This is a genomic window from Streptomyces sp. DH10, from assembly GCF_029813805.1.
Classification (GTDB): domain Bacteria; phylum Actinomycetota; class Actinomycetes; order Streptomycetales; family Streptomycetaceae; genus Streptomyces; species Streptomyces coeruleofuscus.
Map to the genome: position 1 here is coordinate 122973 of NZ_JARVKU010000008.1, position 25953 is coordinate 148925.

Sequence of the window (25953 nt, forward strand, 5' to 3'; positions counted from 1 at the left end):
TGGGTAATCAGCCTGACCTTTCAGCGGCGGCCCTCCGATCGCGATGCTCCTATGCATGGCGAGCAACCAGCAGACCAGACCAGGCATCGGTGAACTGGCGAAGGACACCGCCAAGGGACGTATCGGCATCGTCATGGGTGAGCTCGGCGGCCGAGTGCAGATACGGCCCATCGGCGGCGGCCGGGAGTGGGACGCCATGCCGGACAAGGTGGTGCAGCCAAGTGCTCGGGAGGAATTGAGCGCCCGCCTGGCCGTCAAGAACGGCAACAGCAGGGACGGCCTGTGATGCGCGCCATCGGCCGATACGCGGGAGTCCTCTTCATCATCATGATCAGCGGGTCGTGCGGCCTGGTGATCGGCCTGGCTCTCGCTGTCGGCCAGTAGACCGGCCGCCCCGGACGGGTGCTCTTTCCCCGGTTCCCCCACCCCCGTTCGGGGCGGCCTCCCAACTCCGTAGGTGCCACGCTCCACTACCCAGAAGGAGTACTCGCATGACGGCAACGGCGAACGATCAGAGGTCCGGCCGCGCGGTGGCTGGCGAGGAGCTGTTCCAGAGCCTCGCCCACTTCGTGGTCGTCCACAACGGGCAGTCACCCGAGCGTGCCGAGCGGATCGCGGACCAGGCGGTCGCCTTCGTGGTCACCGCAGCCACCGCGATCGTCCCCATGGTCCCGTCGGACGACGTGGACTTGGGCCTTCACGCGCTCATCCTGCACACGAAGGAGTACGCCGAGCTGTGCGAGCGGTACGCGGGCCGCTTCCTGCACCACAACCCGAAGCCCGGTGGCGGGGCCCGCGACCCGGAGCAGGTCGCCGCTTCGGCACGCGCCATGAAGACGGCGGGCTTCATGGTCTTCGATGCCTGTGGACCGTGGACGGCACGAACCTTGCCCAGTGCGACTCCGACTGCGGCCGCCCGTACGGCCAGGCGTAGCAACACGACAGCAGCGGCGCGGCCGGCCTCGACTCGTGGTCGGCCGCGTTCGCCCGGAAGGAGAACAGACGTTGTCCGGCTCACCCTCTGAACTGCCGATCGTGGTGCTCGACGCCCTCATGCCCACGTCTCAGCGCCTGGTACTGAACCGCCAGGGCTCCATGGTCTGGGAGGTGCAGAGCCATCGGGGTCACTACGCCGTCAAGGTCGGCTATCCGATCGAGGCTACGGCTGACTGGCCCGCCCAGCCCTGGACCGCCCTCGCGCCCGCACGCGAGGGTGCCGTGCTGCATCGCCTCGGATTCGACGACTTCGCGTACGGAGAGTGGGAGCACGGGACGTGGAACTTTCAGCCGTGGCATGAAGGGCCGGACCTGTACCGCCTGTGGGAGCTCTGCCGTAACGAAGGCTCGTCCGTCGCCCCGCACGCCAGCGTGGCGCTGCGCTGTGTCGAGGCGCTGGCCGAACTGCACGCCAAAGGCTGGGCCCACGGCGACGTACAGCCCGCCCACTTCATCGTCGGGCCGGAGCGGACGCACCTCATCGATCTGGCTCTAGCCCGAGGTGGGCACGTCCCCGAGGGGTACGACTTCCCGTTCCGCGGCTGCCTCGTCCACTACGAAGCACCGGAGATCGCGCGCAGCGTGCTCGCCACGGGGGAAGCCGAGCCCACGCCGGAAGCCGACATCTACGCCCTCGGCGCATCCTTGCTCATCTCGGCCACTGGCTGGCGTGCCGTCGAGTACCCAGACGACGCTCCACGTCCCGTCCAGAGAGAGGCCGTGGCCAACGGCAGACGCCGCCCCGTGAAGGTGCCTGGTGAGATTGGCGAACTGATCGACGCCATGCTCAGCCATGCACCCGACGACAGGCCCACCATTTACGAAGTGGCCAAAGCTCTTGGCTAACCCGCAAGCGCCGGTTCGTCCGCACCGCAGGGATCGGCTCGGTCTCCGTGTCTACGCTTCTCTCTCTACGTCGGCCTCCACAGGCCGCTCTGCGACAAACGAGCCCAGGCCAACCTCGGCTCGGATGAGTCCCTGCGCCTTGAGATGGGCGAGCGCCTTCTGTGCCGTCGAGCTGGCGATGCCGAACTCGGCAGACAACTCGACGACGGAGGGGACACGAGCACCGACCAGGTACTCGCCGTCAGCGATGCGGGTGGCGATGGTTGCGGCGACCTGGCGCCAGACAGGACGGGTGCGGTCAAGCTCGGGGCTCATGCGGTGGACGCTAAAACTCTGCGGTAGACCGCGCGACCGCAGTAGACTGCGGTATACCGCGCTAGCGAAGGACCCCCGCGACGGATGCCGCCGTCCGGGGGCGCGGCCACCAGCCAAACCGATCGGAGCTGATGACGTGACCGACCTTATCCGCCTCCTCACCGCCTGGGCTTCCCTCCTGCTGAAGAGAGGGCGCGGTGCGGACATGCCCTCCAAGCCTCCCACTTCGGTCTTGCCCACCGACGTCCCCCGGGCCTCCGGGCCACCGCTGCCGCGCAGTCCGTATGTGCTGGACGACAGTCCGCTCGACGCCACCACAGTGAGGTCGGTGCGTCCGTACGTGACTGCCCACGAGCGACGCCGACGCGACCTGGCAACCACCGCCCTGGGCCAGGACACGACCGCCGGCCCGTACTGGATCCACGGGCTGGAGGCGGCCTGATGTCGAACGACCTTCGTCTGCTCCCTTGGGTCGGCGGTGAAGGCAAGCGTTGCTACCTGATCACCGACGACCGTGGCGGACCGGTGTCCCGGCTGGCCGATGTCACGGAGTCGATCCAGCTCGGCATGGGGAACGAACTTCTCGCGCACTCGCACAACATGTTGTTGGACACCCCGCCCGGAGAGCTCCGCTTCCTCGCCGAGCGCCTGACCGAAGCGCTGGCAGACGCACTCCGTATCGCTGAGAGCCGGGGGATGCGGCTGAAGGATCTGAACTAGCCGGCGAAGCGAGGGGCACCAGCGAACCAGGGTGCCCCTCGCCGTGCGTGTCCCTGGCTGCTGTACAGCCCAAAACGCCAGGAGCCCCGAATCTCTCCGGGGCTCCTGATCAGTGTGCACTCGGCAGGATTCGAACCTGCAACCTTCTGATCCGTAGTCAGATGCTCTATCCGTTAAGCTACGAGTGCTTGTTCTGTTTTTTCGCCGCTCTCGGGCCTTCCGCCTCGCTCGCGGCGACAGGAAGAACATTACATGACCGCCGCCGCCATGTGAAATCCGTTTGCCGTACCCATTGTGACCTGCGGAAACGGCCTCTGGGGCGTATCGGTGGCCGGGCCGGAGACAGCGAAGCCCCGGTCGGGTGACCGGGGCTTCGTGATCAGGTGCGGAGGCGGAGGGATTTGAACCCTCGATGGGCTTTAAGACCCAAACCGCATTAGCAGTGCGGCGCCATAGACCGGACTAGGCGACGCCTCCAGGCACATCCTCCCGCGCGAGCGCGAGTTGGTGCGTGCCGATGATGACACAGTCGAGCGTGCTGTCACCAATCGACCCCCACGGTACTAGGCGGGAAGGGCGCAGGGCAAAGGCCTTGTCCGGCCGCCGGTGCGGCGGTCCCGGGGGTGTTCCGGAAGCGGCTTTGCGGGGTGCGGGGTGGCGAGGAGCGCGGTGGAGTCGTGCGGCGCATCGGACCGGCGCGCAACGTACTGGGCCGCGCCGCGTTAGTCAGGTCATGTCGATGTCGCATGCCATTCGCCGGGGTGACCCCGGAAACGCGTCCGGGATCTCACCGGCCTCCCAGACCTCACCGGCCTCTTGGACCTCACCGGCCTCCCGGACTATCGCTCGTCCCGGTCTGTGGCGGCTCGTCGTCGGGGCCGCCGCCTCCGTCGCCGCCTTCGGGTCGCTGGCCGCGGTGTCCCCGGCCGCGTACGCCCAGGCCGGTCCGCCCCTGGCCGGGCTCGATGCCGGGCTCGATGGCCGCCCGGGCACGGGCCGGGACCATCTCACCGTCACCGTGCGGAACGCGGGCGGTGAGGTCGACGGGACGTATGAGCTGTACTGCGGGCCCGACGGCGGCAGCCATCCCGACCCGCGCGGAGCCTGTGCCGCCCTGGAACGGGACACGCGGTGGGGCAAGGACGTCTTCGCACCCGCCCCGGAAGGCGGCTTCTGCACCATGCAGTACGGCGGGCCGGCCACCGCGCACGTCACCGGGACGTGGTCCGGACGGCCCGTCGACGCCAGGTACGACCGGCGTGACGGATGCGGGATCGCCCGCTGGGACCGGCTCGTGCCGCTGCTGCCGGACATGGGGGCCGAGCAGCGTCCCTGAGGGATCCGGGAGGGGGAGCGCGTGGCGGCATTCGGCGTCCCTATCCGGCCACGCACGCCTCCATCCGGTCACCCGGGCGAAAAGGTACAGAAACGCTGTCCTCGTAAAGGTCCCGCGAAGGTCCCGCGACGTCGTCGCAGGAGGGCGGGCGTTTGACGGTTACTCGGTCGTCAGTTCGGGGTCACTTCCTCGTGCGACCTCGCTCTCATCCGGCGTCGCGAGCGCAACCACAGCCCTTAGACTCCCTCGCGTGACACGCCGCGGGACGGTTGGCAAGATGGCCCGAGCGGTCGGCAAGGTGCGGTAACAGGGAGGAAGCGTCTCGTGAGCAGCAGGCCATCCCGAGGCGCTGCTCGCCTCGCAGCCATACTGGACGCTCTTCCCGACGCGTTGGTGCTGGTCAACGCCAATGGGACGGTCGTCAACGCCAACACCATCGCCCTGGAGGCCTTCGAGACGCCGGGGACCGCTCTGGTGGGGCGCGGGCTGCTCGATCTGCTGCCGCAGTTCGACTCCAAGCTCATCCCGGGGTCCATGCGGCGGCCGGAGCACCTCGATCCGCAGGCCCGGACCAAGCCGACCCGGATGATCGCGCGCAGGACGGACGGGACCGAGTTCCCCGTCGAGGTCACCAGTGCGAATCTGGAGAACGGGCAGCAGGCCTACGACGGGTACGGGTACAGCGGTGACGAGCTGCTCATGCTCGTCGTGAGGGACCTGACCGGGACCGTCGACACCGAGGCCGAGCTCGCGCGGTCGCAGCGGCAGACCGAGATGATCCTGCGGGCCGCGTCCGAGGGCGTCGTCGGGACCGACACCGACGGGCGGGTCGTACTGGTCAATCCGGCCGCCGCTCAGATACTGGGTTTCCGGGCCAGCGATCTCGGCGGGCGCGCACTGCACGATCTCGTGCTGCACTCGCGCGCCGACGGGTCGCCCTTCCCGTACGAGGAGTCGCCGCTCGCCGACACCCTGCGCTCCGGGCGCAAGCACCGGGTGCGCGGGCAGGTGCTGTACGCCAAGGACGGCGGCAAGGTGCCGGTCGATCTGACGACCGCGCCCGTGCGCGACGGCGACCAGCTCGTCGGCGCCGTGATGACCTTCACCGACCGGCGGCCGTACGACGCCGTCGTCGAGGAGAAGGAGGCGGCTCAGAAGCGCCACGAGGAAGAGCTGGAGCGGATCGCCGAGGACCACGCCTCCGAGCTGACCGCGCTGCGCCAGCAGCACGTCACCGAGCTGGAGGAGCTGCGCGAGCGGCACGCCGAAGAACTCGGCGCGAACGAGGACCGGTACGCCGCCCTCGGGGAGCGGGAGAAGGACCGGTACGAGGCGCTCGCCGCGCGGCACGAGCAGTTGCTGACCCTGCTCGGGCAGTCGCTGCGCGGGCCGTTGGAGGAGCTGCGGCGTGAGCTGGCCGCGCTGGCAGCGGACGACGCCGGGCAGCTGTGGCCCGAGGCCAACCAGGTGCTGCACCACCTGTCCGCCGGGTATTCGCGCATCACGACGCTCATCGACAACGTCCTCGGCTACCAGCGGCTCGACGCGGGCAGTGAGGGCATCTCCCGTACGAAGGTGATGCTGGACGCCGTCGTCGCCGCCGGTGTCGACGGGGCCGTCGAGCTCATCGGGCCCGGGCGGGTGCAGTTCGCCGTGCACGCGCCGCCCATCGAGGCCGAGGTCGATCCCCGGCTGCTCGCGACCGCTCTCGCGCATCTGGTCGCGGACGTGGCGGGAGTCGACGCGACCGGCAACACGCCCGTGTCGGCGGGCGGTTACATGGACAACACCGTCGTGGTCGCCGCGGCGCAGCGCGGCGAGGTCGTACGGATCGAGGTGCGCGGGCCGTACGCCGGCGGCGACACCGTGCACGAGCCCATCGTCCGCGGGATCGTCCGGGCCCACGGCGGCGTGCTCCAGACGCATGAAGTGCCGGGGATGAGCGGTAACGCCTACGTTCTCGAAGTGCCGATCGGGGGCGGGGCCGGGGCGGTTGCCGCGGATGCCGCAGCCCAGGCCGCCGCCCAAGCGGTCGGCGAGGGGATGCCCGCTGCCGCCGGTGAGCAGACCTTCGGTGGGCAGACCTCCGGTGGGCCCACCTCAGGTGGTGGGCGGCGCCGGGCGCGGCGGGCCAATACCGACGCCTTCCTGGACGTTGATGTGCCGGCTGAGGGCGATGGCGCCGACGGGGCCGGTGCCGAGGGGGCCGCGCCCACCGGGCGGCGCAGGAGGCGGGCCGCCGGGGAACCGGCTGCCCTACCCGCCGCGCAGGCCTCCGGTGAGGATGCGGCCGTGTCGGGCGGTACCGGGCGGCGGCGGCGTGCGGCCGAGCAGGCCGGCGCGGCTCCGGCCCTGCCCGTCGGAGGTGCCGTCCAGGGTGTCGCCGAGGGGGCCGTCGTCACGGCCGCCGAGCATGCGGCGGGAACCGCCGCCTCGGGGACGGGGCTGGGCGGGACCGTGCCTCCGCAGGGCGTGCCCGCCCCCGCCGGACGCCGGGCCCGGAATGAGCCCGGCGAGCAGCACGCGCTGCCGCCGGCACTCCCCGCGCCGTCCGGCGAGGCCGCCGCGAGTTCCGCCGACGCGGCCCAGGGGCAGGCTCAGGCTTCGCAGCCGACCGGGCGTCGGCGGCGGGCCCTGGCTGCCGCCGCCGAGCGGGCGGCCGCGCAGGAGGCGGCGGCGGCCGGGCCGCGTCCGGTGTTCGCACTGCCGCCGGCCGAGGCGGATCAGGCCCCGGCCGGATCGACTGGACCGGCCGGCCCTGCCGACCAGGGGCAGCAGGTCGCGCCAGGTGGTGTGCCCGGTCAGGGACAGGTACCGGAGCAGGTGCCGGGGCAGGGACAGGGTGCCGTGGCGGTTCCCGGTTCGGCTGCCGTCGGTGACGTGGCTGCCGAGGAGGGGCGGCACGACGCCGTTCCGCACGACCAGTCCGCCGATCACACCCCGCCCCAGCCGCATCCCACCAGTGCGCCGACCGGGCGTCGGCGGCGGGCCGTGGCGGCCCAGCCGGCGGACGGGGCCGGAGTTCAGGCGCCGGGCACGGCGCCTGGGCGGGGGGTCCCCGCGCAGCAGGACGTCACCGGTCAGGTTCCGGCGAGCCAGGCGGTTCCGGGCCAGGCGGTTCCGGGCCAGGCGGTTCCGGGCCAGGCCGTTCCGGGACAGGCCGTTCCGGGACAGGCCGTTCCGGGACAGGGTGCCCCGGGTCAGGGTGTGTCCGTCCAGGCCGGGGTGGCCGCCGGGCAGGGCGCGCCCGGTACGGCCGTGCCGCCGCAGGGCGTGGCGGTTCCGGCGCAGGGAAACGCCGCTCACCCGCAGGGCAACGCCGTTCAGCCCCAGGGGAACAACTCGCAGGGCACTGCCCCCCAGCCGCAGGGCATCGCAGTCCCGCCCCAGGGAGCCGCAGCACCGCAGGGCGTCGCCGTACCCCCGCAAGGTGTCGCCGTACCTCCGCAGGGCGTGTCCGTCCCCGCCCCGGGTGGTCTCGGGCACAGCGTGCAGGCGGCCCTGCCGGGTCAGGCGCTCCAGCCTGCCTCCCCGAACCAGCCACACGGCGCACAGCCCCTGCCACAGCAGGGCGTCGCCGCGCCGGAGCAGCAGCCCTCCGCCGGTCAGCCGCTCCCCGCCGAGGCCGCCCCCGGGCAAGGAACCCCGGCCCAGGGGACCCCTGCTCCGGGCACCCCGGCCCAGGGCGCCGCCACCCCCGGAGCCCCGTCCCCGGCCCAAGGCACCCCCGTGCCCCAGCCGCAGCCCTGGCCCGCCGCCGACGACAGCACGGGGACCGGTGTCCCCATGCCCCCGAACGGCGCGGCACAGCCGGTGCCCCCGAACGGCGCGGCACAGCCCGCACCGCCCAACGGCACCGGCCACCACCCCGCACCCCCGAACGGCGCTCCCGCGCCCCAGGCTCCGGCCCAGACCCCGGCCCCGCAGCCCCACACCCCGTCCTCGGGCACCCCGTTGCCCCCGGAGGGCGCGGCGCAGGCGCAGCGGGCGGCTCAGCCCCTGCCCGCGGAGGCGGCCGCGCCCGTCGACCCGAACTCGACGCAGGGGCGGGCGATCAGCGTGCGGACGCTGGGTCAGGGCGTGCCGTTCAACCGGCAGGCGGCCCACGTGCAGCAGCCGTCGGGCGTGCCCGGCGCGCGTCCCTCGGCCGCTTCCGTGCCGCAGATGCCGGGTGCGCCCGCGTCCCAGCAGTCGGCGACGCCGCCCCCGCACCAGTCGGGCGGATCCGGTCGGCGCCGCAAGCTCGGCACGCCGCCCGACCCGGCCGCGCGGACGGAGCAGGCCGGGCGGGGTGAACAGACCTCCCGCCAGGAGACGGCGCCGCGCCCGGAGCAGGCCGCGCGCCCGCATCCGGCGGCCGAGCCGACGCCCGCGCAGGGCACCGCCCCGGCTCCCGCGCCCGCCCCGGCTCCCGCGCCCGTCCCGGCGCAGCCGTCCCTCGCCGGTCAGTCGCGGCTCGCGCAGATGACCGAGGGCGGTGGACGGTCGTACGCCATAGGCGCGCCGGACGAGAACGCCGCCGAGGGGCCGGAGCCGCTGGACGGGCCCGGCGGTGCCGTCGAGGTGGCCGATCCGCCGCTGCCGCAGCCGATGGACGACGAGTTGCCGCCGGAGCCGCTGGACAATCCGCGGCGGCTGCTGGTGTGGCCCGCGCCGGACGTCAGCACCTCGCAGGCGCTGAGCGACCGCGGCTACCGGCCCGTGATCGTGAACTCGCGCGAGGAGGTCGACGCGCAGATCGCGGCCTTCCCCGCCGCGCTGTTCGTCGACCCGCTGACCGGGCCGATCACGCGTACGGCGTTGCAGTCGCTGCGGCAGGCCGCCGTCGCCGCCGAGGTGCCGGTCCTGGTCACGGCCGGACTCGGGCAGGCCTCGCGGGACGCGGCGTACGGTGCCGATCCCGCCGTCCTGCTGAAGGCGCTGGCGCCGCGCGACAGTGAGCAGCACCCGCCGCGTGTGCTGCTGATCGAGGAGCACGCGGAGATCGCGCTGGCGCTGACGGCGACGCTGGAGCGGCGCGGGATGCAGGTCGCGCGGGCGGCGAGTGACGCCGACGCGGTGACGCTGGCGGGGCAGTTCCGGCCGAACCTGGTCGTGATGGACCTGATGCAGGTGCACCGGCGGCAGGCCGGGATCGTGGACTGGCTGCGTGCGAACGGGCAGCTCAACCGCACGCCGCTCGTCGTCTACACGGCCGCCGTCGACCAGGCCGACCTGCCGCGGCTGGCCTCCGGCGAAACGGTGCTCTTCCTCGCCGAGCGGTCCACCAGCGGCGAGGTGCAGACCCGGATCGTCGACCTGCTGTCCCGGATCGGGACCAACTAGGGGTGGCGCACTCCCTTTAAGGGTTGATCTCAGTTGGCGTTGTGCGGCAGCCGTGGCCGCCGGTCTGGGGCCACTGGATGAGTCCGGTGGCCCCAGCCGGATGTGGTCAGCGAGGGTCGTTCAGGCGGCTGCTGATCTGTTCGTGGAGTTCGTGCGGCAGGTGGATGGTCCAGCGGTCGGCGGCCTCGGCGGCCAGGTCGCGGCTCCAGCGCCAGCTGTTGCGTGCCGCTGTGCGCACGTCCTGGTCGCGGGCGGTAGCCGTGGTGGATGCGTAGCGATGGCGGTCAGTGTCGGGCAGGTCCTGTTCGAGCGCGCGGCTGGGGGTGAGCCAGTGGGCCGTGCTGTTGCGCAACAGGCGGCAGAGCTGGAGTTGCTGGGGTGCGATGACGGTGTGCAGCAGGGCGTGGGCCCGGGCGATCTCACCGCGGGCCAAGACGTGGGCGAGCATGAGCGTCCAGTTGGTCAGCTCGTCGGTGAGCTGCTGGGCGGTGGTCACCGGCTCGGGCGGCTGGAAGGTGGCCAGCTGTCGGGCGGCCTGGGTGAGCCAGCCGGTGCGGTCGAGCAGGACGGCGTCGTCGGGGCGGGGTAGGTGCACCATCCCTTGCCAGGTGGGGACTTCGTCGATGCCGGGACCGGCCGGGGTGAGGTGGAACTCGCCGCGCATCAGGTCGTCGAAGACGACGGCGAGGATGCCGTACATGTTGGTGTAGGAGAGCTTGAGCGGGGCGAGCTGCGCCAGGAAGGCGGGGCCGTCGAAGTCGGCGAGGTGGTCGTCCTGGATGTAGAGGTACGCCTCGATGTCGGAATGGGCGTCGGCCTCGCCCACGGTCCACGAGCCGTAGAGCAGTACGCCCTCCAGCCGGGTGTCGGCGTGGGCGAGCTGTCGCAGGCGTGCGATGCGCTCGTCCAGGGCGGAACGGGCAGAGTGAACGGACATGGTGTGGTCGTGTCTCCTGAGGTGAGCGTGCGGGCACGCTGACGGGGCCCGGCACCTGCCGGGCGGATGTCTGTGGACCGTCGCGGCCCGCTCAGGAGAAGTTGCCCATGATCGAGATCATAGGGGACGGCTCAGCCGCCGAGTCGGCGGCAGCAGATCAGGGTGGCCGCGATACCGGCGAAGGCCAGGAAATGCCCGGCCTTGCGCTCGTAGCGGCGGTGCAGGCGGCGGCACCCGGACAGCCACGCCACCGTCCGCTCCACGGTCCACCGGTGGCGGCCCAGCTTCTGGGAGGACTCGATGTCTCTGCGGGCGAGGCGCGGGGTGATGTTTCGCGAGCGGAGCCATTTCCGCAGTGGTCGTAGTCGTAGCCCTTGTCTCCATGGAGCTTGGCGGGCCGCCGTCGGCGGGGCCCCTGCCGGGAACGGATGGGAGGTATGCCCCGCACCGAGCGCGCTATCGGGCCGTGAGGCGGCGGGCCGCCTCCTTGACCGAGGTGCGCAGGCGGTCCCGGTCGGGATCCTCGCCGCCGACCAGGATGCGCCGCATCTGCGGCACGACCGCGGTCCAGTTGGCCAGGGCCGTCAGCAGGAACAGCAGGTCGGCCGCCGGGATGGCGTCGGTGACGACGCCCCGGTCCTGGCCGTCCCGGAGGGCGGCGACCTTGCGGGCGTAGTGCTCCTGGCGGTCGGACTCGTGGGGCAGTTCGGCACTGCCGTACTCCAGGCCCTCCCAGAAGAGCAGGCGCAGCAGCTCCGGGTGGGCGGCGTGGTAGTCCATCAGGCGGTCGATCCAGCCCTCGATGTCGTCCGGGTCGATGGGGACGGCCTCGGCGAGGTGGAGCATCTTCCTCTCGAGGACGATCGCGAACAGCTCCGCCTTGTTGCCGAAGTAGGCGTAGATCAACTGCTTGTTGGCCTTGGCCTCGGCGGCGATGCGGTCGATGCGGGCGCCGGCGATGCCGTGCCGGGCGAACTCGGCGACCGCCGCCTCGAAGATCCGGGCCTTGGTGGCCTCGGGGTCCCTTGCTCCCATGGTGGAGAGGGTAGCGCGCGAGGTAACCAACTGTTTGGTTGACAGGGAATCGGAGGACGGCCGACACTGTTGTCCCGTTAGCCAACCAACCAGTTAGTTGTTAGAGCCGACTCCAAGGAGTCCCCCTTCCATGCCGTCAGCGACCACAGCCACGAGCCCGTCCCGCCAGGCCGGCACCGCCCCCGTGCAGGAGGCGGGTACGCCCGCCCCCGGTCTCTTCCTCACCCTGATCGCCGTGTGCAGCGCGGTCACCGCCGCCAACATCTACCTCGCCGCGCCGCTGCTCTCGCTCATGGCGCGCGACTTCGGCTCGGCGCCCTCGGCCGTCGCCTGGATCGCCTCGGTCGCGCAGCTCGGCTACGCGGTCGGCCTGCTGTTCTTCGCCCCGCTGGGCGACAGCGCGAACCGGCGCCGGCTGGTCGGCGGGCTCACGCTCGTCACGACCGTCGCGCTGGCCGCCAGTGCGGCCGCCCCGGGTGTCACCGCCCTCGCGGTCGCCGTGTTCGTCGCCTCGGCCGCGACCGTCATCCCGCAGCTGCTCGTCCCGCTGGTCGCCGAACGCGCCCCGGCCGAGCGGCGTGCCCGTCATGTCGCGGCCGTCATCGCGGGCCTGTTCACCGGCATCGTCGCGGCCCGGGTGCTGGGCGGACTGGCCGGGCAGGCCTTCGGCTGGCGGTGGGTGTTCGCGGGCGCTGCCGTACTCACCCTCGTCCTGGGGCTCGCGACCGCCCTCGTCCTGCCGTCGCAGCGGCGGCGGGAAGGCCCTCTGTTCGCCGGGCTCGCCGCGCTGCCCTCGGTGCTGCGCCACTCGCCCGACCTGTGGCGCGCCTGCCTGCGGCAGGCCGGGATGTTCGGGGCGTGGAGCGCGCTGTGGACCTCGCTCGCCCTGCTGCTGACCGGGCCGGCGTACGGGCTGTCCACCGCGGCGGCCGGGCTCTTCGGGCTCTTCGGCCTGACGGCGACCGCGGTGGCACCGCTGGCCGGCGGGCTCGTGGACCGGTTCGGCGCGGCGCGTGTGGTGCGGTCCGCGTATCTGCTCGCCGCCTTGTCCGTACCGCTGTTCTGGCTGGGCGGGCACACTCTGGGCGCGCTGTTCGCCGCCGCGGTCCTGATCCACGCGGCACTGGTGGCGTCCCACGTCGCCAACCAGACCCTCGCCCTGACCGCCACGTCCACCCCGGCCACCGCCAACACCGCCTACGTGGTCGCCGGTTTCGCGGGCGGTGCCGGCGCCTCCGCCCTCGCCGGGTTCGCCTTCAGCCACTTCGGCTGGGGCGGGGTGTGCGTGGTGGCGGGCGTGTGGCTGGTGCTGGGGTGGGGGCTGACCGCCGTACGGCGGTGACGGCGGTCAGACCGAGCGTGCCGAGGGTTCAGAGCCGGGTGACGTCCAGCTCTCCCTCCGCGTACTGCCTGCGCAGCACCTTCTTGTCGAACTTGCCGACGCTCGTCTTCGGCACCGCCTCGATGACCGTCCAGCGCTCCGGGAGCTGCCACTTGGCGATCTTGCCCTCGTCGGCGAGGAAGGCGCGCAGGGTCTCGAAGGTGGCGGTGGAGCCCTCCTTGAGGACGACCGTGGCCAGGGGGCGCTCGCCCCACTTCTCGTCGGGGACGGCGACGACGGCCGCCTCGGCGACCTCGGGGTGGGACATGAGGGCGTTCTCCAGCTCCACCGACGAGATCCACTCGCCGCCGGACTTGATGACGTCCTTGGCCCGGTCGGTGAGGGTGAGGTAGCCGTCGGCGGAGATCGTCCCCACGTCGCCGGTCTTGAGCCAGCCGTCCTCGCTGAACTTGTCGGCGGGGCGGAGCGGTTCGGCGCCCGGGCCGTTGTAGTAGGCGCCGGCGATCCACGGGCCGCGCACCTCCAGCTCACCGGCCGACTCGCCGTCCCAGGGGAGGCGTTCGCCGCCCGGGCCGGTCAGCCGGGCCTCGACACCGGCCGGGAAACGGCCCTGGGTGAGGCGGTAGGCGAACTCCTCCTCCGGGCCGGCCACACCGGCCGGGGGGCGGGCGATCGTGCCGAGCGGGGACGTCTCCGTCATGCCCCAGGCGTGGCAGACCCGCATGCCCAGCTTGTCGAAGGCCTCCATGAGCGAGGGCGGACAGGCCGAGCCGCCGATGGTGACCTGGGTGAGGGAGGAGACGTCGCGGGGGTGCGCGGTCAGCTCGCCGAGCAGGCCCTGCCAGATGGTCGGGACGGCGGCGGCGTGGGTCGGCCTCTCGCCCTCGATCATCGCGGCGAGCGGGGCCGGCTGGAGGAAGCGGTCCGGCATCAGCATGTTCACGCCGGTCATGAAGGTCGCGTGCGGCAGACCCCAGGCGTTCACATGGAACTGCGGCACCACGACCAGCGAGGTGTCCTCGTCGGTCAGGCCCATCGACTGGGCCATGTTGACCTGCATGGAGTGCAGATAGATGGAGCGGTGGCTGTAGACCACGCCCTTGGGGTCGCCGGTGGTGCCGGAGGTGTAGCACATGGAGGCGGCCTGGCGTTCGTCCAGCTCGGGCCAGTCGTACGAGGTGGGCTTCCCGGCGATCAGGTCCTCGTACTCGTGGACCCGCGCGGTCGCGTCCGCGAGCAGGGAGCGGTCCCCGGGGCCGGAGACGACCACGTGCTCGACCGTCTTCAGGTGCGGGAGCAGCGGGGCGAGCAGGGGGAGCAGCGAGCCGTTGGCGATGATCACGCGGTCGGCCGCGTGGTTGACGATCCAGGCCAGCTGCTCGGGCGGGAGCCGGAGGTTCAGGGTGTGGAGGACCGCGCCCATGGAGGGGATCGCGAAGTAGGCCTCCACGTGCTCCGCGTTGTTCCACATCAGGGTGGCGACCCGGTCGTCACCGGCGACGCCGAGGTCCTCGCGCAGGGCGTGTGCCAGCTGGGCCGCGCGGGCGCCGATCTCGGCGAAGGAGCGGCGGTGCGGCTCGTCCTCCCCGGTCCAGGTGGTCACCTGCGATGTCCCGTGGATCGTCGACCCGTGGGTCAGGATTCTCGAGATCAGCAGCGGTACGTCCTGCATGGTGCTCAGCACGGCGTCCTCCCGGGGCGACATTGCCTGCGCGGTGGTAAAGGTTGCGCTGATTCTGCGCACATACCGCGCGGTATGTCACTAGGACCGGGCGATCGATCAGGTCACGGCTGCCGACGGAACCGCTCAGCGGCGGCCGACACATCCGCTCAACTACGGACAAGCCCCAGCTCAGCGTCCTCGCGGAGCTTGCCGAGCGCACGGGAGACGGCCGACTTCACCGTGCCCACCGAGACGCCGAGCACCTCGGCCGTCTGGACCTCGCTGAGGTCCTCGTAGTACCTGAGGACTACCATCGCCCGCTGCCGGGCCGGCAGCCGCATGATCGCCCGCCACATCGCGTCGCGCAGCGCCTGCTGCTCGGCCGGGTCGTCACCGCCGCGCACGGGCTCCGGCTCGGGCAGCTCGTCGCAGGCGAACTCGTCGACCTTGCGCTTGCGCCACTGCGAGGTGCGCGTGTTCAGCAGCGCCCGGCGCACGTAGCCGTCGAGGGCGCGGTGGTCCTCGATGCGCTCCCAGGCGACGTACGTCTTGGTGAGCGCGGTCTGCAACAGGTCCTCCGCGTCGCTCGGGTTGCCGGTGAGCGAGCGGGCGGTACGCAGCAGCACCGGCTGGCGGGCCCTGACGTACGACGAGAACGACGGGTACGGAAGTGTCCGCGCCGCTGGTGCAGCGGCCTTCGACGCGCTGGTGCAGACGAGTGTGGTCATGGCTCAACGCTATGAGCGGAGCCACCTCGGGCGGATCGGCCGCAGGTCCCGAAGCGGGGTCCCCCTCAGGTTGTAGGGGTGGGGTCCGCCGCACCTCCTGTAGGTGGAGTGCAGGACCCGGGGTACTGCGGGTCAACCCTGAGAGTCGGCGGTCAGTACGAGCCCCGACGTAGGCACGCCCGTCCCGGCCGTCACCAGGACCCGCTCCGCACCCGGTATCCGGTTCACCGCCGTCCCCCTGATCTGCCGGACGGCCTCCGCCACCCCGTTCATGCCGTGCAGGTACGCCTCCCCCAGCTGCCCGCCGTGCGTGTTGAGCGGCAGGCGCTCCTCGGCCACGAAGTCCGGTGCCTCGCCGGGGGCGCAGAAGCCGAACTCCTCCAGCTGCATCAGCACGAACGGCGTGAAGTGGTCGTAGAGGATGCCCACGTCGATGTCGGCGGGCGCGAGCCCCGAGGTCCGCCACAGCTGCCGGGCCACCACGGCGGTCTCGGGCAGGCCGGTGAGGTCGTCGCGGTAGAAGCTGGTCATCTGCTCCTGCGCGCGTCCCGCGCCCTGGGCGGCCGCCGCGATCACGGCGGGCGGGCGGGGCAGGTCGCGGGCCCGTTCCACGGAGGTGACGACGAGCGCCTGTCCGCCGTCCGTCTCCTGGCAGCAGTCGAGCAGCCGGAGCGGCTCGGCGATCCAGCGGGACGCGGCGTGGTCGGCCAGGGTGATGGGCCGGCCGTGGAAGTACGCCGCCGGGTTGGTCGCCGCGTGCTTGCGGTCGACGACGGCCACGTGCCCGAAGGCCTCCGGGGTCAGCCCGTAGGTGTGGAGGTAGCGCTGGGCCGCCATCGCCACCCATGAGGCCGGGGTGAGCAGGCCGAACGGCAGCGCCCAGCCGAGTGCCGCGCCCTCCGCCGACGGCTCCCGGTGCCGCACCCCGGAGCCGAAGCGACGGCCCGAGCGCTCGTTGAACGCCCGGTAGCAGACGACCACGTCCGCCACGCCCGCGGCGATCGCCAGGGCCGCCTGCTGGACGGTGGCGCAGGCCGCGCCGCCGCCGTAGTGGATCCGGGAGAAGAAGGAGAGCTCGCCGATGCCCGCCGCCTGGGCGACGGTGATCTCGGGACTGGTGTCCATGGTGAACGTGACCATCCCGTCGACGTCGGCGGGTGTCAGCCCCGCGTCCGCGAGGGCGGCGTGCACCGCCTCGACGGCCAGGCGCAGTTCGCTGCGGCCCGAGTCCTTGGAGAACTCGGTGGCCCCGATGCCGGCGATGGCGGCGCGCCCGCCGAGACCGTCCCGCCCTCTGAGGCTCATGCCGGAATCCTCACCGTCACCGTGCCCGTGACGTGCTTGCCGATGCCGTTCGCGCCGACGACCCGGACCGTCACCAGGTCCCCGTCGACCTCCTCGACCGTGCCCGTCAGCACCATCGTGTCGCCGGGGTGGTTGGGCGCGCCCAGCCGGATCGCCACCCGGCGCAGCACGGCCCGGGGCCCGAAGTGGTCGGTGATGTACCGCCCGACCAGGCCGTTGGTCGTCAGGATGTTCATGAAGATGTCGGGGGAGCCCTCCCGCCGGGCGAGCTCCGGGTCGTGGTGGACGTCCTGGTAGTCCCGGGAGGCGATCGCCCCGGCGACGATCAGGGTGCGGGTGATCGGGATCTCCAGGGGCGGGAGACGGTCGCCGGCGTTCACCGCGTCACCTCCCGGAAGACGGGCAGCACCAGCTCGTCGTCGTACTGCCGGAAGCAGAGCCGTACGGGCATCCCGACGCGCACCTTGTCGTACGGCACCCCCACCACGTTGCTGATGATCCGCACGCCCTCCGCGAGCTCGATCAGCCCGACTGCGTAAGGAGGCTCGAACGCCGGGAAGGGCGGGTGGTGCATGACGACGTACGAGTAGACCGTGCCCTCGCCGCTCGCCTCGACGGTGTCCCACTCCAGGGAGCCGCAGCTGTTGCAGCCCGGCAACCAGGGGAAACGCAGGGTGCCGCAGCCGGTGCAGCGCTGGATCAGCAGCTCGTGGCGCGCCACGCCCTCCCAGAAGCCGGCGTTGTCCCGGTTGACGACCGGGCGGGGGCGGCGTTCCTTCGGGGCGTTCGAGGCTTTCGGCCGGCGTGCGGGGGCGTATTTGAGGATGCGGAAGCGGTGGGTGCCGGCGAGTTCGCCGCCCGCCCTGATGTCCGTGCGGGTGGTGACGAAGTAGCCCGTGCCGAGCTTCGTGGTCTTGCGGCCGGACACCGACTCGATCACCGAGTCGAAGGTGATCTCGTCCCCGGGGCGCAGCGGGCGGAGGTACTCCTGCTCGCAGTCGGTGGCGACGACCGCGTCGTGGCCCGACTCGTCGAGCAGGCCGAGGAGTTCGTCGTAGGCCGCCGTGCGTTCGGGGCGGCGGGAGAGGCCGGCCATGGTCCACGCCTGGAGCATGGTGGGGGGAGCGATGGCGTCCGGGCCCGTGTACGCGGGATTGGTGTCGCCCATGGCCTCGCACCAGTGCCTGATCATCGGCTCGTTGACGGGGTCCCGGCCGACCCCGGTGGCCGCGGCCGGGCGGCCCTCGTAGGCCTTCAGGCGCGCCTCGAACTCCTCGTGGACCTCCGGCTCACCGTTCACGATTTCTGACTGTCCGTCAGATACGCGGTTCCGTCAAGGCCCCGCGGTCACCGAAAGCGCCTGGGCGGCGGTACCGAAGTACCGCCGCCCAGGCGCTTGTCACCCCACGAAGCACACCCCCACAGGACGCGGGCCGGTGCCGGTCGACCGGCCCGCTCAGCTCCTCACCACAGCGGGGCGAAGCTGATGGCGGTGCTGGCGTTGCCCTGGTTGACGGCCGTGAACGCCGAGCCGTTGACCTGGGCGGTGTTGCTCTGGTTGGAGGCACCCTCGCCGACGGCCTGCTGCTGCGTGGTGGCCGCGTTGCCGAAGTTGTCGCCGCCGACGCCGCTGCCGAGGATGCCCTGCTCGGCCTCCGTGGCGGACGCGATCGATCCGTTGTCCGCGAAGGCGCCGCTGTCCGCCGTCGCGACCCCGGCGAAGAGGGCGGCCGCGAGCGGAAGGGCGGAGACGGCGGCGATGACGCGGGCGGTACGGATACGTGCCATGTTGTTGTCCCTCCAGGACTTCGGAACCAGGGGCGCACCGCCGGCTCATGGCCGACTGTGCGTGAAGCACTGCTGCCACCAGGGAAGTTGGCCGACCACCCCGGTGCGGTACGCGACGTCGCGAATCCAGAGTTGCCCACCGAATCCCCGGCGAACCAGACCGGAAGCCCCTATCCGCACGCAAGCGTGATGACATGTCGATAAAACCCCTTTGCGTCACTTCTGTCCCGAACGGGAGCGGAAAGGGGCATTCGAACCCCAGGTGCCGCAAGGGACGGAGCGTTCCAGCGCTTTCCCTGGCCGGCCCTCCGCCCCGGCGCGTCGCACCCGCCCCCTCTTTCCTTTTTCGAACATACGTACGAAACTAGAAGCATGGCCACCACCGACCGGCAGGCCACGACGCTGGCCCTCGCGCATGCCCTGTCAGCCGCCGAGCGCGGACTGGCCGTCATCCCCCTGTCCCGCACCAAGCTCCCGGCACTGCGCTCCCCGCACCGCGACGACCCCGCCCCGTCCCGCTGCCACGGCGAGTGCGGACGGCTCGGCCACGGGATCTACGACGCCTCCAGCGACCCGGCCCGTATCCGCGAACTGTTCGCCGCGGCGCCCTGGGCGACCGGATACGGCATCGCCTGCGGCCTGCCCCCGCACCATCTGATCGGCGTCGACCTGGACGTGAAGACCGGCACGGACTCCTCGGCCGCCCTGCGCGAGCTGGCGCTGCGGCACCTGTTCACCATCCCGCCGACGGTGGTCGTCGTGACCCCGTCCGGTGGCCGTCACCTCTGGCTGAGCGGCCCGCCCGACGTGGTCGTCCCCAACTCGGCGGGCCGCCTCGCGCCCGGCATCGACATCCGGGGCGCTGGCGGCTACCTCGTCGGCCCCGGCTCCCGCACGGGCCAGGGCGTGTACGCCGCGGCCCCGGGAACCGCCCATCTCGCCCCCGCCCCCTGCCCGCGCTCCCTCCTGCGCCTGCTCCTCCCGCCGCCCCGCGCCCACCACCCCACACCCCCGGCGACCGGCGGACACGGCCAGGGCCTGGTGCAGTTCGTCCTCGCCGCGCACGAGGGCCAGCGCAACACCCGGCTGTTCTGGGCGGCCTGCCGGGCCTACGAGGACGGCATCGGCTCCGCGCTCGTGGACGCCCTGGTCGAGGCCGCGCGGGGTGCCGGCCTGTCCGAGCGCGAGGCCCGGGCGACGATCGCGTCGGCTGCGCGGCTGACGGGACACCGGCCATGAGCGACACCCCGTACACGAGCACCGAAAGACCTCCATGCAACAGCACGACACATCGCCGGCCCTGGCGCTCGCCCGCCTCGTCCTGGCCTCCGGCCGCCCGGTGGACCTCGCCGAGCTGCGGTTCACGTCGACGTACGGCGACCTGCTGGAGGGCTATCCCTGCAAGCCGGTGAACGACCTGCGGATCCGGGGGCTGCTGCGCGCCGCCGCGCGGGCCCGCCCCGGCACGCCGGTGCACCTGGTCCCGCCGCCGCGCGCCTACCCCGACCAGTACGCGGGCGGCCTCGGGCCCGTCGAGGTCCTGCCCCCGGTGGCCTGCGTCGGCACGTTCCACTCCGCGGCTCTCGATCCGGCCCGCGACCCGGTCGCGTACCGCTCCCGTCTCACCGTTCTCTGGTTCCAGGCCACGCCTCGCCTGCCGTCGGGCTGCGACGCGGAGCCCGGGCTGCGGGACCTCGACTGGGCGGGACTCGCCCGGGACGCCCGGGCGCTTGCGTAGGGTCGTCCGATGAGCGTTTCCCGTACGGAACTGGCGCGCTGGCAGTTCGAGTTGACATGGTCGTTGTTCGAGTACCACCTGGAGCGGCTGGAGCCGGAGGACTTCCTCTGGGAGCCGGTGCCGCTCTGCTGGACGATGCGCAGGGGCCCCGACGGCACCTGGGTACCGGACTGGGCGGACACCGAGCCCGACCCCGTGCCCGTCCCCACCATCGCCTGGGTGAGCTGGCACATCGGCTGGTGGTGGAGCGTGACCCTCGACCACGTCCAGGGCCGCCCGCCCCGTGACCGCACGGACATCGCATGGCCGGGCGAGGGCACACCGGCCATCGAGTGGCTGCGCGGCCTGCGCACACAGTGGCTGGCCGTCCTGGACGACCTCACCGACGCCGACCTGGACGCCAAGGCATCGTTCCCCTCGCCGGACGACCCCGGATACACCGTCGCCCACATGGTGGCGTGGGTGAACGCGGAACTGATGAAGAACGTGACCGAGATCGGCCAACTGCGACTGCTGCGCGCGGCGTCGGCCTGAGCAGGCCCGCGATGCGCTGCCCGCGCTCCGCCGTCCGGGCAGCGGTCGGTCTTACGTCTTAAACACTAATGACAGGCCTGTGACCAGGGGCGAAGCGGTTAGTTGAAGCGGGCATGCGATCTCGTCCACTCTCCCGTGCCGCTGTTGTGCTCCTCGCGCTCGTCGTCCTCCAGGGCGGTTCCTCCGCCCTGGCCGCCGAACCCGGCGGCGGCGGTGGCGGCGGTGGCGGAAGCCGGTCGGGGGCGATCGATCCGATCACGCCGTTCGCGCAGGGCGCCTCGGCTCTCGCCGGGATGGCGCAGCCGTTCTACGACGCGTTCAGCCAGGCCGTGTCACCGGCTCCCAGGGCATAGCCGGGCGGCCCGTGACATCGTGGGGGCATGAGCATCGACGTGCGGCCTGCCACGGCCTTCGAGGACGTCCGTGCCGTACTGGGGCCCAAGTCGCCCGGGGCGAACGTCTGCTGGTGCCTGAGCTACCGGATCCCGTCCAAGCTCAACAACGAACTGCGCGGACCGGCACGCGGCGAGTACGTCGCCGAACTGTGCGGCGCCGATCCGCCCCCCGGTGTGCTCGCCTACGACGGTGACGAACCGGTCGGCTGGGCCGCCGTCGCCCCGCGCGCGGACACCTCCTTCGCCCGCAACCGCAAGATCCCGCACGTCGACGACCTGCCCGTCTGGTCGCTGTGGTGCGTCCGGGTCCGCCCCGGTCACCGCAAGCAGGGCATCTCGCACGCCCTGATCGCCGGCGCGGTGGAGTTCGCCCGGACCCACGGCGCACCGGCGGTCGAGGCGTATCCCCTCGACAACGGCGACGCCAGGGTCGACCTGACGATGGCGTACGCCGGTCTGCGGAAGAACTTCGAACGCGCCGGCTTCACGTACGAGGCGGACACCACCTCGGTGCTGGCCGGCCACCCCCGGGTCCTGATGCGGCTCGACCTGCGCGGCCACACGCCCGCGTAGACGCCACCCGCACACGCGAACGCCCGACCGCTGGCGACGGGGGATGCACCAGCGGTCGGGCTATGGCCAAGGGTAACAAGCGCTTGCCCATCGGAACCGACTGTCCGTCAGCAAAGCCGGAGTTGTGACTGGTATCACTCAACTGCCCTGATTGCGCGGCCTGTTGTGCGAACGGTCCCCGTCAGGGCTCGCACGGCGGGTCGTAGGACAGCCGGGGCAGGTACTCGCGCCAGGTCTCCGGCGTCAGCACGCCCCGGGTCATCGTGCACACGCGGCGGGCGGCAGCGTCGACGTCCAGGTTCCAGAGCCGGATGGTGTCGGTGCCGCTCGACACCCCGAGCATGTGGCTGTTCGGGCTGAACGCCAGGAAGGTGCCGCTCTTGGCGTTGGGGCTCATCGACTGGCCGATCGCGCCGGCCTTCGAGGGGTCGGAGACGCTCCAGAGCCGTACGGTGCTGTCGTTGCCGCCGCTGGCCAGGGTGCGGCCGGTCCGGCTGAAGGTCAGTGACACGACCGACTCCGTGTGGCCCTTGAGGCTCCTCACCGCCGAGGCCTCGGAGGGGTCCTCGATGTCCCAGAGCCTGACCGAGTTGTCGTCCCCGCCGCTGGCCAGCGTGTGCCCGTCGGGGCTGTAGGCGAGGACGTTGACCGCTCCGAGATGGCCCCTGAGCGGTGCGCCGCGCAGGACGGCGCGTCCGGGTTCCGTCACGTTCCACAGCCGGATGGTGCCGTCGGCGCTGCCGCTGGCGAGGGTCCGGCCGTCCGGGCTGAAGACCAGGGAGTTGACGTACCCCTTGTGACCGGTGACGGGCTCGCCGAGCCTCCGGGGGCGGGACGGGTCGGCGATGTCCCACAGCTGGATGGTGCGGTCGTCGTAGGCGGTCGCCAGGAGGCGGCCGTCCGGGCTGAAGGCCAGCGGGTCGGCGAACCGGACGAGCAGGGGGGTGGGCGGCCCGTGGGGGACGGGACGGTCCGGATCCCCGACGTTCCACAGCTGCACGGCCCGGTCTCCCGTCACCACCGCGAGGGTGCGGCCGTCGGTGGAGAACTCCAGGGAGCGGACGCCACCCTTCGGCAGAAACGGTTCGCCCATCGGCACGGGCCTGCCGGGCTTCCGCACGTCCCACAGCCGGATCCGTCCGTCGAGCGCCGCGGTCGCGAGCACCCGCCCGTCCGGCCGGAACGCTCCCGTCCGGCCGATCATGTCCGCCGTCGGCAGCGACCACAGGCGGACCTTGTTGTCGCCCGTCCCGGTGGCGAGGGTGCGCCCGTCGGGGCTGAAGCCGAGCGCGTACATCTCGCCGCTGCTGCCCGCCAGGGGCCCGCCGACCTGCGACGGGTACGCCGGATCACTGACCTTCCACAGGCTCGCCGTGCTGTCCGCGCTGGCGGCGGCGAGCATGTTCCCGTCGGGGCTGAAGGCCACCGACCACACCGCACCCGTGTGGCCGGTGAGCGGCGCTCCGATCGCCGCCGGGCGACGCCGGTCGGCCATGTTCCAAAGCCGCACGGTGTCGTCCGCGCTGCCGCTGGCGAGCGTCCGGCCGTCGGGGCTGAAGGCCACGGAGTGCACCGTGTCGGTGTGGCCGGTCAGCGGTTCTCCGGCCGGCTCCGGGCGCCGGGGTTCGGTCACGTCCCACAGCCGGATCGTGCCGTCGTCACCCCCGGCCGCCAGTGTCCGGCCGTCCGGGCTGAACGCCACCGAGCGCACGGCGGCCTCGTGCCCGGTGAGAGGCTTGCCGAGCGCCTTCGGACGCTTCGGGTCGGCCACGTCCCACAGCCGTACGGTGTGATCGTCGCCGACGGAGGCCAGCGTGCGCCCGTCCGGGCTGAAGGCGATCAGGTAGATCGTGCCGTCATGGCCGGTCAGCGGCCGGGCGAGGGGCTGCGGGCGGCCGGGGTCCGTGACGTCCCACAGCCGGATCGTGCCGTCGTCGGCTGCGCTGGCCAGGGTGCGGCCGTCCGGGCTGAAGACCGCGCTGCTCACCCAGCTGGTGTGGCCGGTGAGCGGCTTGCCCAAAGGCTTGGGACGCCTGGGGTCGGCCACGTTCCACAGCCGTACGGTCCGGTCGTAGCTGGCGGTGGCCAGGGTCCGTCCGTCCGGGCTGAACGTCGTGAGGTAGACGGCGCCGCTGTGGCCGACCAGCGGTGTGGCCAGCGGGGCGTTCACGATGGAGATCAGGCGGCTGTTCGGGCCCTTGTCGTCCGGCCGCAGCCGGTGTGCCACCAGGTCGAGCTGCGCGGACAGCGAGGGGTCCGTGTCCCGGACGCGATCGGCCTGGGCGAGGACCTGCTGGAACACGGCCTCGTCCCGCTGCTTCCAGGCGACGACGGCCGCTCCACCGGCCAGCACCGCCAGCACGACCAGGGCCGCCACCGCGCCCCGGCTGATCCAGATGATGCGCCTGCGCAGCCGGACCGAGGCGGCCAGGAACTCCACCGCGCTCCGGGTCAGGAACGTGTCCCCGGCGGATTTCGCCCACCCGTGGGCCTGTTCCAGACGGGACCCCCGGTAGAGCAGTGCGGTGTCGCGGTCCGACTCCTCCCAGGCCCGGCCGTCCTCCTCCAGGCGCTGGCGCAGCAGGTTGCCCTGCCGGTCGTCGTCGATCCACTCGCGCAGCCGCGGCCAGGCGTGCAGCAGCGCCTCGTGGGTGATCTCCACGGTCTCCGCGTCGAGCGTCACCAGCCGGGCGCGGACCAGCGCCTCCAGCGACTCCTCGGTCTTGCCGGGGTCGGTCGACTCGTCCGCCAGCTGGCGCCGGGTGCCCCGCCTGCGCGTGGCCTGGGTGTCCTCGCCCAGCCGGACCAGCCGGAGCAGGAGCAGCCGGGCCGCCGTGCGCGCCGCCGGGTCGAGACCGGACCAGGCCCGCTCGGCGGTCGCCGCGACCGCGCCCTGGATGCCGCCGGCGGCACGGTACCCGGCGAGCGTCAGCCGGCCCGCCTTCCTGCGCTGCCAGGTGGCGAGCAGGGCGTGCGAGAGGAGCGGCAGCGCTCCCGCGTCGTGTTCCCCCACAGCCCGTAAGGCGTGGGAGGGGCCCCCACCGCGCGGGCCGTCGGCGCTCACCTCCCGGACGATCAGTTCCGCCAGGCCCGGCTCCAGCTCCAGGCCGACGGCCTTGGCCGGGCCCGTCACCGCCTCGCGCAGCTCCGCGGTGGTCAGGGGGCCGAGCACCATGTGCCGGTGCTGGAGCGCGTCGGCCAGTTCGGGGTACCTGAGGCACCGCTCGTAGAAGTCGGCCCGGATGCCCAGCACCACGACCGCCGGGGCCCGCTCGCCGTCGCCGCCCGGCGAACAGGCGGCATGCAGGATCTCGACGAAAGCGCGCCGCTCCGCCTCGTCGGGGCAGAGGGTGAACGTCTCCTCGAACTGGTCCACGATGACGACCGGCCGCGCACCGGCCGGCGCCTCGCGCCGCGCCCAGGCGGCGACGGCGGCGCGGACGTCGGGGCCCCTCGGGACGCGCGGCCCCACCGTGGTGGGGACGACGGGGTCCTCCGCGGCGGGTCCGCCGGCCCCGCCCCTGGCAGCCGAGACGACCGGCCCCAGGTCGGGGATGCACCGGGCAAGCTCCGCCAGCGGATCACCGCCGGGGACGAGCTGCACGACCTCCGTGCCCCGGCCACCGTCACCGCTGCTGTCGCCGTCGCCACGGTCGCCGCCCTTGAGGTCCTCACCCAGCGCGCCGTCCCGCAGCGCGGGCACCAGCCCGGCGTTCAGCAGTGAGGACTTCCCCGCCCCCGACGCACCCACGAGCATGACCAGGCCGCCCGTCTCCGCCACCGCCCGGAGCTGGGCGACGAGCGCGTCCGTACTCCGCTCCCGGCCGAAGAACCACCGGGCGTCCTCCCTGCGGTAGGAGGCCAGCCCCCGGTACGGGCACACCCCGCCGGGCGCGGGCGGGGCCTCGGCGGCAGACCGCTCCTGCTCCGTCGCCGCCGCGCCGCGCTCGCCGACCGGGCCGGCCACCGCGGTTTCCCACAGCCGCTGCCACTGGCCGAGGTCGTACAGGCCCGGCGACACCGGCGTGGGCCGCGCGCGGCGCGCCTCGGGGATCAGCACGTGCAGCACCGCCGCGAGGGCGGTGAACTGAGCGGGTACGTTACGGGCCCGGCGCCAGTCGCTGATGCGCTGCGCGGACACCCGGACGGGACGTCCGCGTTCGTCGACCCGCTGGAGCCGGACGACCGCTTCGGACACACGTTTGAGTGGGGGGTTCCCGGCTTCCTTGTACAGCAGTGCGAGGCGCTCCGCGAAGGCGGTGCGTGCCCCGGAGTCGGAACCCAAGGTCTCCACTCCTTAACTCTCCGCGCTTGGACGTCCGGACCGGAAAACTCACTCTATACGTCTGACCTGCGGTAATACCGCCCCTTCGGAAC

The 25953-nt window shown here is 72.5% G+C and carries 22 protein-coding genes, 2 tRNA genes and 2 pseudogenes; 13 read left to right on the forward strand and 13 right to left on the reverse strand.

All coding sequences use genetic code 11. The features are described 5' to 3' along the window. Positions 1–43 precede the first annotated feature (43 nt). From QC385_RS18725 to QC385_RS18735, 3 genes and pseudogenes are all read left to right on the forward strand, one after another. The gene (locus QC385_RS18725; RefSeq protein ID WP_279542457.1) at positions 44–286 is read left to right on the forward strand and encodes a hypothetical protein; all 243 of its coding nucleotides are present in this window, start codon (positions 44–46) and stop codon (positions 284–286) included. Positions 287–491: 205 nt separating this feature from the next. Further along, positions 492–934, forward strand: a pseudogene (locus QC385_RS18730) (glycine-rich domain-containing protein). Between the two features lie 71 nt (positions 935–1005). Then, complete coding sequence (locus QC385_RS18735; RefSeq protein ID WP_279542458.1) at positions 1006–1842, forward strand: protein kinase domain-containing protein; 837 nt, start codon at positions 1006–1008, stop codon at positions 1840–1842. Between the two features lie 51 nt (positions 1843–1893). On the opposite strand, the gene QC385_RS18740 is transcribed toward QC385_RS18735, so the two are convergent. Next, on the reverse strand, positions 1894–2157 hold the full coding sequence (locus tag QC385_RS18740) for a GntR family transcriptional regulator (RefSeq protein WP_279542459.1): 264 nt from the start codon (positions 2155–2157) through the stop codon (positions 1894–1896). Between the two features lie 232 nt (positions 2158–2389). Here QC385_RS18740 and QC385_RS18745 point away from each other — a divergent pair, with 232 nt between their 5' ends. Further along, positions 2390–2599: a hypothetical protein gene (locus QC385_RS18745; RefSeq protein WP_279542460.1), complete on the forward strand. Its 210-nt coding sequence runs from the start codon at positions 2390–2392 to the stop codon at positions 2597–2599. Further along, a complete protein-coding gene (locus QC385_RS18750; RefSeq protein WP_279542461.1) occupies positions 2599–2877 on the forward strand; it encodes a hypothetical protein in 279 nt (92 codons plus the stop codon). The genes QC385_RS18745 and QC385_RS18750 overlap by 1 nt, the downstream gene beginning before the upstream one ends. Before the next feature lie 115 nt (positions 2878–2992). Here the strand turns inward: QC385_RS18750 and QC385_RS18755 are convergent. Next, positions 2993–3065, reverse strand: a tRNA-Arg gene (locus tag QC385_RS18755). 198 nt (positions 3066–3263) lie between these two features. After that, positions 3264–3354 (reverse strand) — tRNA-Ser (locus QC385_RS18760). Between the two features lie 379 nt (positions 3355–3733). Between QC385_RS18760 and QC385_RS18765 the strand changes: the two genes are divergently transcribed. Together QC385_RS18765 and QC385_RS18770 are read left to right on the forward strand one after the other, a co-directional pair. After that, positions 3734–4213, forward strand: a complete 480-nt coding sequence (locus QC385_RS18765) for an SSI family serine proteinase inhibitor (protein WP_443032941.1) — start codon at positions 3734–3736, stop codon at positions 4211–4213. A gap of 324 nt (positions 4214–4537) precedes the next feature. Then, positions 4538–9538 (forward strand): PAS domain-containing protein, encoded by a 5001-nt coding sequence (locus QC385_RS18770; RefSeq protein ID WP_279542463.1) that lies wholly within the window; start codon positions 4538–4540, stop codon positions 9536–9538. A gap of 106 nt (positions 9539–9644) precedes the next feature. On the opposite strand, the gene QC385_RS18775 is transcribed toward QC385_RS18770, so the two are convergent. The 3 genes and pseudogenes from QC385_RS18775 to QC385_RS18785 form a co-directional block, all read right to left on the reverse strand. Beyond that, positions 9645–10475 (reverse strand): aminoglycoside 6-adenylyltransferase, encoded by an 831-nt coding sequence (locus QC385_RS18775; RefSeq protein ID WP_279542464.1) that lies wholly within the window; start codon positions 10473–10475, stop codon positions 9645–9647. A gap of 131 nt (positions 10476–10606) precedes the next feature. Further along, positions 10607–10914, reverse strand: a pseudogene (locus tag QC385_RS18780) (transposase); the annotation flags it as partial. 17 nt (positions 10915–10931) lie between these two features. Next, on the reverse strand, positions 10932–11510 hold the full coding sequence (locus QC385_RS18785; protein WP_279542465.1) for a TetR family transcriptional regulator: 579 nt from the start codon (positions 11508–11510) through the stop codon (positions 10932–10934). Positions 11511–11640: 130 nt separating this feature from the next. Here QC385_RS18785 and QC385_RS18790 point away from each other — a divergent pair, with 130 nt between their 5' ends. Next, a complete protein-coding gene (locus QC385_RS18790) occupies positions 11641–12852 on the forward strand; it encodes an MFS transporter (RefSeq protein ID WP_279542466.1) in 1212 nt (403 codons plus the stop codon). Positions 12853–12880: 28 nt separating this feature from the next. Here QC385_RS18790 and QC385_RS18795 read toward each other — a convergent pair whose 3' ends face one another. From QC385_RS18795 to QC385_RS18820, 6 genes are all read right to left on the reverse strand, one after another. Continuing rightward, positions 12881–14557 carry a long-chain fatty acid--CoA ligase gene (locus QC385_RS18795; protein WP_279542467.1) on the reverse strand — a complete coding sequence of 559 codons (1677 nt, stop codon included), beginning with the start codon at positions 14555–14557 and terminating at the stop codon, positions 12881–12883. Between the two features lie 125 nt (positions 14558–14682). Continuing rightward, the gene (locus tag QC385_RS18800; RefSeq protein WP_279542468.1) at positions 14683–15243 is read right to left on the reverse strand and encodes a SigE family RNA polymerase sigma factor; all 561 of its coding nucleotides are present in this window, start codon (positions 15241–15243) and stop codon (positions 14683–14685) included. Between the two features lie 132 nt (positions 15244–15375). Next, on the reverse strand, positions 15376–16548 hold the full coding sequence (locus QC385_RS18805) for a lipid-transfer protein (RefSeq protein WP_279542469.1): 1173 nt from the start codon (positions 16546–16548) through the stop codon (positions 15376–15378). Further along, on the reverse strand, positions 16545–16928 hold the full coding sequence (locus QC385_RS18810; protein ID WP_279542471.1) for a MaoC family dehydratase: 384 nt from the start codon (positions 16926–16928) through the stop codon (positions 16545–16547). The genes QC385_RS18805 and QC385_RS18810 overlap by 4 nt, the downstream gene beginning before the upstream one ends. Beyond that, positions 16925–17848 (reverse strand): bifunctional MaoC family dehydratase N-terminal/OB-fold nucleic acid binding domain-containing protein, encoded by a 924-nt coding sequence (locus QC385_RS18815; protein ID WP_279542472.1) that lies wholly within the window; start codon positions 17846–17848, stop codon positions 16925–16927. The genes QC385_RS18810 and QC385_RS18815 overlap by 4 nt, the downstream gene beginning before the upstream one ends. A 164-nt stretch (positions 17849–18012) precedes the next feature. After that, on the reverse strand, positions 18013–18336 hold the full coding sequence (locus tag QC385_RS18820) for a hypothetical protein (protein ID WP_279542473.1): 324 nt from the start codon (positions 18334–18336) through the stop codon (positions 18013–18015). Between the two features lie 372 nt (positions 18337–18708). On the opposite strand from QC385_RS18820, the gene QC385_RS18825 reads away from it, so the two are divergent. From QC385_RS18825 to QC385_RS18845, 5 genes are all read left to right on the forward strand, one after another. Further along, positions 18709–19575 carry a bifunctional DNA primase/polymerase gene (locus tag QC385_RS18825; RefSeq protein WP_279542475.1) on the forward strand — a complete coding sequence of 289 codons (867 nt, stop codon included), beginning with the start codon at positions 18709–18711 and terminating at the stop codon, positions 19573–19575. Between the two features lie 34 nt (positions 19576–19609). Then, on the forward strand, positions 19610–20074 hold the full coding sequence (locus QC385_RS18830; RefSeq protein WP_279542476.1) for a hypothetical protein: 465 nt from the start codon (positions 19610–19612) through the stop codon (positions 20072–20074). Between the two features lie 9 nt (positions 20075–20083). Continuing rightward, positions 20084–20608, forward strand: a complete 525-nt coding sequence (locus tag QC385_RS18835; protein ID WP_279542477.1) for a DinB family protein — start codon at positions 20084–20086, stop codon at positions 20606–20608. Between the two features lie 113 nt (positions 20609–20721). Beyond that, on the forward strand, positions 20722–20961 hold the full coding sequence (locus QC385_RS18840; RefSeq protein WP_279542478.1) for a hypothetical protein: 240 nt from the start codon (positions 20722–20724) through the stop codon (positions 20959–20961). Between the two features lie 27 nt (positions 20962–20988). Further along, positions 20989–21576 carry a GNAT family N-acetyltransferase gene (locus QC385_RS18845; RefSeq protein WP_279542479.1) on the forward strand — a complete coding sequence of 196 codons (588 nt, stop codon included), beginning with the start codon at positions 20989–20991 and terminating at the stop codon, positions 21574–21576. Between the two features lie 181 nt (positions 21577–21757). On the opposite strand, the gene QC385_RS18850 is transcribed toward QC385_RS18845, so the two are convergent. Further along, positions 21758–25870, reverse strand: coding sequence for an nSTAND1 domain-containing NTPase (locus tag QC385_RS18850; protein WP_279542480.1), 4113 nt, complete (start codon positions 25868–25870; stop codon positions 21758–21760). Between the last annotated feature and the right edge of the window lie 83 nt (positions 25871–25953).